General features: G+C 31.3%; 9 protein-coding genes. All 9 read right to left on the minus strand.

The genetic code is table 11. The annotated features are described in order from the left end of the window. Window positions 1-5: 5 nt before the first annotated feature. The 9 genes from GR162_RS15825 to thrS all read right to left on the minus strand — a co-directional run bounded on the left by GR162_RS15825 (window position 6) and on the right by thrS (window position 10,062). Window positions 6-1,811 carry a tetratricopeptide repeat-containing sensor histidine kinase gene (locus GR162_RS15825; RefSeq protein ID WP_160782926.1) on the minus strand — a complete coding sequence of 602 codons (1,806 nt, stop codon included), beginning with the start codon at window positions 1,809-1,811 and terminating at the stop codon, window positions 6-8. After that, window positions 1,811-3,562 (minus strand): tetratricopeptide repeat protein, encoded by a 1,752-nt coding sequence (locus GR162_RS15830; protein ID WP_160782927.1) that lies wholly within the window; start codon window positions 3,560-3,562, stop codon window positions 1,811-1,813. The genes GR162_RS15825 and GR162_RS15830 overlap by 1 nt, the downstream gene beginning before the upstream one ends. A 27-nt stretch (window positions 3,563-3,589) precedes the next feature. After that, window positions 3,590-5,317, minus strand: a complete 1,728-nt coding sequence (locus GR162_RS15835; RefSeq protein ID WP_202393952.1) for an ATP-binding protein — start codon at window positions 5,315-5,317, stop codon at window positions 3,590-3,592. 168 nt (window positions 5,318-5,485) lie between these two features. After that, on the minus strand, window positions 5,486-5,920 hold the full coding sequence (locus GR162_RS15840) for a carboxymuconolactone decarboxylase family protein (RefSeq protein ID WP_160782928.1): 435 nt from the start codon (window positions 5,918-5,920) through the stop codon (window positions 5,486-5,488). A gap of 79 nt (window positions 5,921-5,999) precedes the next feature. Then, entirely contained in the window at window positions 6,000-6,572 is a 573-nt protein-coding gene (locus GR162_RS15845) for a Crp/Fnr family transcriptional regulator (RefSeq protein ID WP_160782929.1), read from the minus strand. A gap of 142 nt (window positions 6,573-6,714) precedes the next feature. Beyond that, on the minus strand, window positions 6,715-7,059 hold the full coding sequence (rplT, locus tag GR162_RS15850; RefSeq protein ID WP_008464948.1) for a 50S ribosomal protein L20: 345 nt from the start codon (window positions 7,057-7,059) through the stop codon (window positions 6,715-6,717). Between the two features lie 173 nt (window positions 7,060-7,232). Continuing rightward, a complete protein-coding gene (rpmI, locus tag GR162_RS15855; protein WP_008464950.1) occupies window positions 7,233-7,430 on the minus strand; it encodes a 50S ribosomal protein L35 in 198 nt (65 codons plus the stop codon). 114 nt (window positions 7,431-7,544) lie between these two features. Continuing rightward, entirely contained in the window at window positions 7,545-8,099 is a 555-nt protein-coding gene (gene infC / locus GR162_RS15860; RefSeq protein ID WP_083219836.1) for a translation initiation factor IF-3, read from the minus strand. Between the two features lie 16 nt (window positions 8,100-8,115). Continuing rightward, the gene (thrS, locus tag GR162_RS15865) at window positions 8,116-10,062 is read right to left on the minus strand and encodes a threonine--tRNA ligase (protein ID WP_160782930.1); all 1,947 of its coding nucleotides are present in this window, start codon (window positions 10,060-10,062) and stop codon (window positions 8,116-8,118) included. Window positions 10,063-10,381 lie beyond the last annotated feature (319 nt).

The following is a 10,381-nucleotide window of genomic DNA, read 5'->3' on the forward strand; positions in this document are numbered from 1 at the left end:
TTGTATTATATAGGAAATTTGATACTTATTTTAAAACCACTTTCTGAATTTGCATCAAAATTAATTGTTCCTTTTATTGTTTCAATACGGTTTTCCACATTTTGTAGTCTTTTTTGTAAAATACCGTATTTTTGCCTGATTTTATGTCCGTTATCAGCGTACAGTACTACAATATTTTCTTCTTCTTTTTTAAATATTAGACTTATTAGCGAAGCATCGTTCAATGTTTTCATTTGATTGAGAATTTCCTGGATAGCACGAAAAACAACAATTTTTTTTGCTCGATCAGATTTAGTCCATGAGAAAGTATTTAAACCATTTACTATAATGTTTAAATTTGGAGAAATATATTCTGAAATCATTTCTTTTAAAGCCTTTTCAAAATTTTCATCAGTAAGTATTTCACTATTTTCTCTAGATATATTTCTTGTTGTTAAATAAATGTTGTTTAAATGGGATAGCAGTTTTTCTTTGTTTTCTTCTTTTTCTAAATCGCTCTTTGCCGTAAAAAGTAAAATCTTATCGATGTCTTTTTCCAGTTCAAGCTCTAATTTTTCGGAAATGCGCTTTTCATTTTTAAAGACTTCATTTATTCTGTCTCTTTTTCCTTTTTTAGTTATATAAAAAACTATAAAGACTACACTTATGCCGCAAATAGAAATTACAATATAGGAGATAAAACTTCTATTTTTCTGTCTTTGGAGCTGTAATTCATGTTCTGCTTTTTGATTTTTAAGCTCTAAGTTTTCTTCTTTATCTTTCTTTGAATTGTAAATAATATCAGCAAATTGATTTTTTGCTTTTTCTCTGGCAGTCATTAGACTATCCGTTTTTCTTATATAAATTTTCAAATGTTTTTTTAAACTTTCCGTATTGTCAATATTTTCATCATTTTCTGCTTTGATCAAACAGCCTAACATGCTAATTTCGTAGGGTTTAGAATTTGACTTTTTAGCATAATAATAAGCTTTCTCAATATTTATTTTTTTGAGTTCAGGATTATTGTATATTTTGTAATATTTATAAAGTCCATAATAGCAGGTAATTAGTTCGTAGTCGTCATTTAAAGTAAGAGCGACTTTTAGACTTTCAGTAAAGCAGTCAAAAGCTTCCTGCTTATGGCCTCCAAGATAGAGATAGGAAAGTCCCAAATTGTATAATTTGGCGGTACGTTGATAACCAGTATTTGAAGGAGTAATTTTATCCTCGATATTCAGCCACGCTATCGGTCCTAATAGATCTACAGCCTCCTGATATTTTCCTTGTTGCATGTAAACAAACGCAATTTCAGATATTATACGTGATCTTCTAAATGTAGAGAAGGCTTTTTTTAATGCTTTTTTATGATAATATAATGCTTTTTCATAGTCATAAGTAGAATGATAATTATAAGCCATAAATGTATAAGCATTAACGGCATACTTTACATTAGTTGTCTTGTCTAAGTATGGAAAAGCTTTTACGAGTGTATTTTCTACTTCATAATAATCACCATGTCTTTGCAAGATTTCTGCCATATAGTTTATAGATTCCACATAATAATCGGCGTAATTCTTTTTTGGTTCACATAGCAATCGAGTTTTATTAAAATAAAAATAAGCACTGTCACCTTTTCCATTATCCCAAAAAGCATGTGCCTTTTCCAATGTTTGTTTTATTTCTGGCAAACGGTCGGTTTTGATATTACTTAAAGGTAGTTTTTTAGTGTCCGAAAATTGCATAGAAAAAAGGGCAATTAAAATTGCGCAACAGATTAGCAAACAAAAAAGAATGTGTTTTTTTTGAAAAAAATAAAGTAAGTCTCTAATCATTATATTGGAAATTTAATTGAAACCTTAAAACCTTGATTTTGGTTTAAAAAAACATTAAAAGTGCCTTTTATCAATTTTAGACGGTTTTCAATATTAGCAAATCTTTCGTTTAAATTATTTTGATCGTGTGTTACGCTGCTATTATCTGCGTACGTTATTATAATTTCTTCTTGATCCATTTTAAATGTTATACTTGCAAGAGAGGAATTTTTGTGATTTTTTACTTGATTGAAAATTTCCTGTACAACACGAAAAACAGTAATTTTTTTTACTCGATCAATTTTTGACCAAGAAAACGCATTTAAACCATTTATTAAGATGTTCAAATTTGGAGTTGCATAACCAGAAATCATTTCTTTTAAAACCTTTTCAAAGTTTTCATCGGTAAGTATTTCACTATTTTCTCGAGATATATTTCTGGTTTTTGAATAAATATTATTTAAATGGGATAAAAACTGTTCTTTGTTTTCTTCTTTCTCCAAATCGCTCTTTTCTGTAAACAATAAAATTTTGTCAATATCCTTTTCAAGCTCAAACTGCAATTTTTCAGAAATCCGCATTTCATTCTTAAAGATTTCATTGGCTCTGTCTCTTTTTCCTTTTTTAGTTATATAAAAAACTACAAACAATAAACTTAAAGCACTAACAGTGATTATAATATAGGATACAATACTTCTGTTTTTTTGTCTTTGCATCTCCAGTTCATCTTCTGCTTTTTGAGCTTTTAGCTCTAAGTTTTCTTCTCGATCTTTTTTGAAATTATATTTTATGTTAGCAGATTGCTCTTTCTGTGTTAATTGACTTTTATTAACGCTATCTGTAAATTGAATATAAATCTCAGAATATTTCTTCAACTCATTTCCTCTACTACTCTTTATTAAAATTTTTAAAGCATTTTTTTTTTGCGAATAAGCATTTATTTTACAAGAGTATTTGTAAGCTATTTTAGCATATTTTTTTGCCAAAGAAAGATTAGATTTTAAATAAAATTGAGAAAGACCTGAATAGCTGTGCGATAAATTTGATAGATCATTTAATTTTAGTCTAATTTTAAGAGCTTCTTGGTAGTATAGTAGTGCTCTAGAATCTCCTAAATCAGCATAACAAATACCAATATTGTTTTTCATTATTGCATAATCTTGCAATTCAAAATCTTTGAATGTATTTGTTTTTTTCTTATTTCCATAATATCCATAAGTGGTTAATTTTTTATAGACTTTGATGGCTTTTTTATAATGCTTTTGACGCATATAAACTAGTGCTATATTAGCTAATGCATTTGTTTTTCTTCTCGCACTTGTTTTTAGATTATAAGCTTTTTTAGCATATATTAGTGCATTGTCATAGTCGTTTGCTGCTAAATAATTCTCAACAAAAATTTTATATGTCTCCCAAGCAAATCTTGGTTTTTTAAGGTATTTAAGATGTGGTAATACTTTTGTAGCTGTAGCTTCACTTTCTAAATAATTGCCTTCGAATTCTTTTATGAGCGCTATCGATATTAATGCATCAACATAATCAACTCTATCTTTTACAGAATCGGATATGGTTATTACTTTTTCATAAACTTGTAAGGCATTTGAAAATTCGGATTTATCAAAATAAGCATCACCAATTATGGTTAGCCTTCTAACCTCCGCCGTATTATCAGTCTTTTTTTCAATAACTTGTTTTCCCTTTTCACAAGAAATCGGAACAACAAGTAGAAATAAAGTGGAGATTAAAACTTTAACTAGAGTGAAGGTTTTCATTTGGAGACTTTGGAGTTAAGATTCGATTTAGATTGGCAGTTTGATAAATAGCTTAAAGCCTTTTCCTAAACCAGAATCAATGTCAATTGCACCTTTTATAGCAAGAATTCTATTTTCAATATTATGCAGGCCATTTTTCAGGATCATTTTATTTAAATCAATTCCTTTTCCATTATCAGTATAATTGATAATGATATCTCTCTTAGATTCTTTAAAAATAATAGCTACTAGACTGGCATCGCTATGTTTCTTCATGTTTACCAGAAGTTCTTGTATTGCCCTGTAAATAGCTGTTTTTTTTACTTTATCAACTTCATCCCAAGAAATTGTATCTAGTCCATTTATCAAAAGATTTATGTTGGGAGTATTAAATCTGGAAATCATTTCTTTTAAAGAAGAAATATAATTTTCATCAGTTAATATGATAGCATTTTCTTTTGAGATATCTCTTGTACGGGCATAAATGGTATCGAGATTATGCAGTAATTGTTCCCTATTTTCAGCTAAAGATAAGTTTCTGTTCTCAGCAAATGCCATAGTATGATAAATGTCGTTAGCTAACTCGTCATGTAATTTTTTCGAAATTCTGGTTTCACTATTGTAAGCAGCTTCTATTTTTTCTCGATTCGCTTTAGACGTTAGATAATAATACAGAATCAGAATAAGGCATAAACTCAGAATAATGATAATATAAGATATAATATTTCTGCTTTTTTGGCGCTCCAGTTTTAGTTCGTTTTCAGCTTTATGAGTTTTTAATTTTAAGTTCTCTTCTTTTTCTCTTTTAGAATCATATTTAATTCTTGCAAACTGATTTTTGGCTTTTTGTCTTACTTCAAAAATACTGTCTACTAAATCAATGTATAATATAGAATATTTTTTAAGCTCTTGATCTGAATTGTTCTTAATTAATAATTTTAAAGAACTTAGTTTATTGTCAATGTTGTCAATTTCGCTGAATTTCTTGTAAGCTTCTAAGGCATGTTTTTTTGCTAAAGTACGAGCCTTGTTCTCATCATAATACGAAGCAATATGCAAGTTGCTAATTCCAACCCCTGATTTATTTTTAATTTCTTCTCTAATTTGTAAAGCCTGGTTTAGATATTGAATTCCTCTTGGGTCACTCATTTTGTTATAGCAGATACCAATGTTGTCTATGTTTTTTGCATTGTATTCCGGTTTCTGCTGTAGTTCTTTTTTAGTAGAAAGACGTAAAAAGATTTGTAATGCCTCATTATATTTTTGCTGTTCTAACAAAACAGATGCAATATCACTTTTAGTTAATGATTTTCTAGATTCATCTACTTTAAGACCCAATGCTTTATTATAATATAGCAAAGCATCATTAAGATTATAAGTGCGAAGATAGTTTGTGCCTAAAGTTGTGTAGGTATTCCAAACATTTGTTTGGTCTTTTATTGACTTTAAATAAGGAATTGCATCGGTTATTGTAGTTTCACTCCCAATATGGTCTCCATGGTTGAGTTGGATATCTGCCATGCAGTTTAGAATACTTACATAACTATCTGGATCTTTTTTTGGATCGCAAAGCAACTTTGCCTTGTTGTAGTAAAAAAAGGAGCTATCAGTATCATTATAGTTATGATAAAAAACCGCAGCTTTGTCTATGTTTTTTTGAATTTCTAACTTGTTATTTAGTTCTTTTAAATTATCGTTAATGTCTTTATGACAAGAAAAAAGAACTAATAAAAGAGCGATAATTGGGGTAACTAATTGTATTCTTTTTGGTATCATGCGCCAAAAATAAAAAATCTCAGTTCCTGTGAAAGAGTATAAATACCTGTTTTTGTAAAAAGATGAATTCGCTATTTTTTGCCTGTTCATTTACAATTATATACAAACAAACCCTCACAGAGAGGGTTGTTAAAGTTTGAAAATGATGTAAATATTATCCTTATAAAATTATGATGCACGCATTCCAGTTGTAATGGCTAATCTATTCCAAGAGTTAATTGTAATGATGGCTAAAAGTATCTCTGCAAGATATTTTTCGTCAAATAATTTAGCGGCATTTTCGTAAACTTCATCTGAAACATGATTGCCAATTAATGTGACCTGTTCTGTTAATGCTAAGATTGCTTTTTCATCTTCAGTATAAAAATCGGCTTCGCGCCAAGCGCTAATTAGATAAATTCTTTGTTCAGAAATACCATGCTTTCTAGCGTCTGCAGTATGCATGTTAATACAAAATGCACAGCCATTAATTTGCGAAGCACGGATTTTAATTAATTCTTTGTGTACAGGTGTTAATGAAGTTGATGAAATATATTTTTCTAAATTCATCAATGCTTGATAAGCCTCTGGAGCTACATTCGGAATAACAATTCTTGGTTTCATTTTTATGTGTTTTAAAAGTTCATTACAAAGGTCAGTAATGTATACTCGTAAAAACTTGAACTACTTCAAGAAATTCAAATCACACTTTTCCGCCTCTTATTTTACTCATAAATTCGGCCGAAAAATCTAAGTAGGAGGCAAGCATGTATTGAGGAACACGTTGAACGAAGTCTGGTTGCAGATTTTTAAAATGATTATAACGTTCTTCGGCAGACATGGTAAACAAGAATTTAATACGCATTTGTGCAGCCCCAAAAGCTTTTTGTGCTACTATTCTAAAGTATTTTTCGAGTTTAGGGATTTGAATTAATAAAGAATCTAAAACAGATTTTTCAATAGCAATTACATCAGTAGTTTCAACAGCTTGTATATAAAAATGAGACGGAACATGGTTATGATAACTTAAATAGTCGGTAATCCACCAATTTTCTATTCCAAATTGAAGAGTCTGTTCAGTACCTTTAGAGTTAATTATGTATTGACGCATACAGCCTTTTACAACAAAATACATTGTATTGCATATTTGTCCTTCTTGTAGAACATGTTCTTTTTTCTTAATCTGCCAGAGACCAAGACAACTCTCGAGTATATCGATCTCATGAGATTCAAGTTGTACAAACTTTTGAATATGATGGATAAGTGCGTCTTGCATTTTGTAGAAAATTACTTTAAGTAAATTTAATTTATTATTTAGTCATATTATAATAAGTGGTCAAAAAACAAAAAACCATTCGCGTTAACGAATGGTTTTTATATAATAAGTAAGTAATCTTAAATTGAGTTTATAAAACGTTTTATTTTACTTTATTAAGAATAGCTTTGAAAGCTTCTGGGTGGTTCATAGCTAAATCTGCAAGAACTTTTCTGTTCAATTCGATTCCGTTAGCTTTAACTTTCCCCATGAATTGAGAATAAGACATTCCTTCTAATCTAGCTCCAGCGTTAATACGTTGAATCCATAATGAACGGAAATTTCTTTTATTCTGTTTTCTGTCACGGTAAGCGTAGCTCATCGCTTTCTCTACCGCGTTCTTAGCAACTGTCCAAACGTTTTTACGTCTACCAAAGAAACCTTTGGCTTGCTTCATTATTTTTTTTCTTCTTGCTCTTTTAGCAACTGAATTTACCGATCTTGGCATAATTTTAATGTTTTTTTGTAGCAGGCGTCCTGAATTGAATCAAAGGAACTTAAAGCCATACTCCAAGGTTATATAAATAATTTTTTAACCTAAAGAAATCTTAGTCAAATGTCGAATGTCAAACGTCAAAAGAAAATTACTTTTGACTTTAAGACTTTCTAACTTTAGACTTATTAGATAATTCTTAACTGTTGTTTAATGCTTCTCATATCTGTTTGGTGAACTAGCGCTGAGTGAGTCAAAGCTAATTTACGTTTTTTAGATTTTTTAGTCAAGATGTGACTTTTAAAAGCATGCTTTCTTTTAATCTTTCCAGAGCCAGTAACTTTGAAACGTTTCTTAGCGCTAGATTTTGTTTTCATTTTAGGCATTTTTCCTAGTGTTTTAATTTATTCTTACTTACTTATATCTTTAGTAAAAAGTTCAAAAGTCAAAAGTCAAAAGTCAGTTTATGACTTTCGACTTTAAGACTTTAAGCTTTCGACTTATTTCTTTTTCTTCGGAGCAATGAACATAATCATTCTCTTTCCTTCCAGAACAGGCATTGCCTCAACTTTTCCGTGTTCCTCTAAGTCTTGAGCAAGACGTAATAATAGAATCTGACCCTGATCTTTGTAAATGATTGAACGTCCTTTAAAGAAAACGAAAGCTTTTAATTTAGCTCCTTCTTTTAAGAATTTTTCAGCATTCTTTCTTTTAAACTCATAATCGTGCTCATCTGTCTGAGGACCAAAACGAATTTCTTTTACAACAACCTGAGAAGATTTAGCCTTTAATGCTTTATCACGTTTCTTTTGTTCATAAACAAATTTCTTGTAGTCCATGATTTTACAAACTGGCGGCTCAGCATTTGGAGAAATTTCAACCAAATCCAACTCAAGCTGATCTGCTAAACGCAATGCATCAGCTATTTTAAAAACGCCAGGTTCGATGTTCTCACCTACAAGACGTACTTCTGGAACACGAATAAGATTGTTTATTCTGTGTGTGTCTTTTTTTTCTACTCGAGGTTGAAAACCTCTGTTACTTTTTATTGCTATGACTTTCTAATTTAAGTTAAACTGTAAATACTTTTAATGTCTTTTTTATTTCTTCGTCAACAATCGAAGCAAATTCGTCGATTGAAACTGTGATGTTACCTTTTCCTTCTTGTCCATGACGACGAATAGAAATCGTTCCGTTTTTCTCTTCTTCCTCACCAACGATAAGCATAAATGGAATTTTTTGCATTTCTGCATCTCTAATTTTCTTACCGATAGTTTCATTTCGGTTGTCAATTAGGGCGCGAATTTCGTGATTTTCTAGCAAATCTAAAACTTTTTTAGCATAATTTTCGTATTTCTCGCTCAAAGACAAGATAATAGCTTGTTCAGGCATTAGCCAAAGTGGGAAATTTCCTGCTGTATGCTCAAGTAAAATTGCTATAAAACGCTCCATAGATCCAAAAGGAGCTCTATGAATCATGACAGGGCGATGTAATTCATTATCAGCACCTTTATAGGTTAATTCAAAACGCTCAGGTAAATTATAATCTACTTGAATAGTTCCTAACTGCCATTGTCTTCCTAAAGCGTCTTTTACCATGAAATCCAGTTTCGGACCGTAAAATGCTGCTTCGCCATATTCTACAACAGTATTTAGGCCTTTGTCTTTTGCTGCATTAATGATTGCATTTTCAGCCTTTTCCCAGTTTTCATCTGTACCAATGTATTTTTCCTTGTCCTCCTGATCTCTAAGTGAAATCTGAGCGGTAAAGTTTTCAAAACCTAAAGAACCGAATACATATAATACAAGGTCAATTACTTTTTTAAACTCCTCGTCCAATTGCTCTGGGGTACAGAAGATATGTGCATCGTCTTGAGTAAATCCTCTTACGCGAGTTAAACCGTGTAATTCTCCAGATTGCTCGTATCTGTAAACAGTACCAAATTCAGCATAACGCTTTGGCAAATCTTTATATGACCAAGGTCTTACATTGTAAATTTCACAGTGGTGAGGACAGTTCATTGGTTTCAATAAGAACTCTTCGCCTTCAGCTGGAGTATGAATCGGTTGGAAGCTGTCAGCTCCATATTTTGCATAGTGACCAGAAGTAACATAAAGTTCTTTCTGTCCAATATGTGGACTAACTACTTGCTCGTATCCGGCTTTCTTCTGAGCTCTTTTTAAGAACTGTTCCAAACGGTCTCTTAAAGCAGCTCCTTTTGGTAGCCATAAAGGCAAACCTTGACCTACTTTTTGAGAGAAAGCAAACAATTCTAGTTCTTTTCCTAATTTACGGTGGTCACGACGTTTTGCTTCCTCAAGAAGTTCAAGATATTCAGTTAAATCTTTTTGTTTTGGGAAAGAAGTTCCATATACACGAGTCAACTGTTTGTTTTTCTCATCACCTCTCCAGTATGCGCCGGCAACGCTCATGATTTTTACAGCTTTGATAATTCCGGTATTCGGAATATGTCCACCACGGCATAAATCAGTAAAAGTAGAGTGGTCGCAAAAAGTAATGGTTCCATCTTCAAGGTTTGAAATCAATTCGGTCTTGTAAACGTTGTCTTTATACATTTCTAATGCTTCCGCTTTACTTACCGGACGCATTTTAAAATCAAACTTTCCTCTTGCGATTTCAAGAATACGATCTTCAATCTTTTTAAAATCAGCCTCAGAGATTTTTTGGTCTTCAAAATCCACATCATAATAAAAACCATTAGCAATTGCAGGTCCTAGAGTTAGTTTTATTCCAGGATACAATTCCTCAAGAGCTTGAGCCATTACGTGCGAAGTTGAGTGCCAGAAAGCTTTTTTTCCCTCAGCATCATTCCAGGTATATAAAATAAGATTACCGTCGGTCGTTAATGGAGTCTCGGTTTCAATAGTTGTACCATTAAAAGATGCAGAAATAACATTTCTTGCAAAACCTTCGCTAATGTTTTTAGCGACCTCCATTGGAGTTACGCCTTGAGCGAACTCTCTAATTGACCCATCGGGTAAAGTAATCTTGATCATTGTTTATAATTTTGTGAATGCAAATATACATGATTACAAAAATACATACAATATATATGTAGAAGTTTACTCTATTATATATAAGTATAGTTTTATTGTGTTACATACGACTATCTCTTATTTCCGAACCGTCGGTTTTTTAAACCTGCCAGTTTTGTTTTTATGCATATATATAAGGAGAAACCCTCGACAGTCATGCTTAGTTTAGCCGAAGCCCTTTAAAGTTTTGGAATTTGGAATTTAAAAGATTGGGATTTTTTTTTTTTTTTTTTTAGGAGCTTAATCCCGCTATCCGCTGCAGTCTTTTTATGGCGAACCC

Source organism: Flavobacterium sp. HBTb2-11-1, from assembly GCF_009826975.1.
Lineage (GTDB): Bacteria > Bacteroidota > Bacteroidia > Flavobacteriales > Flavobacteriaceae > Flavobacterium.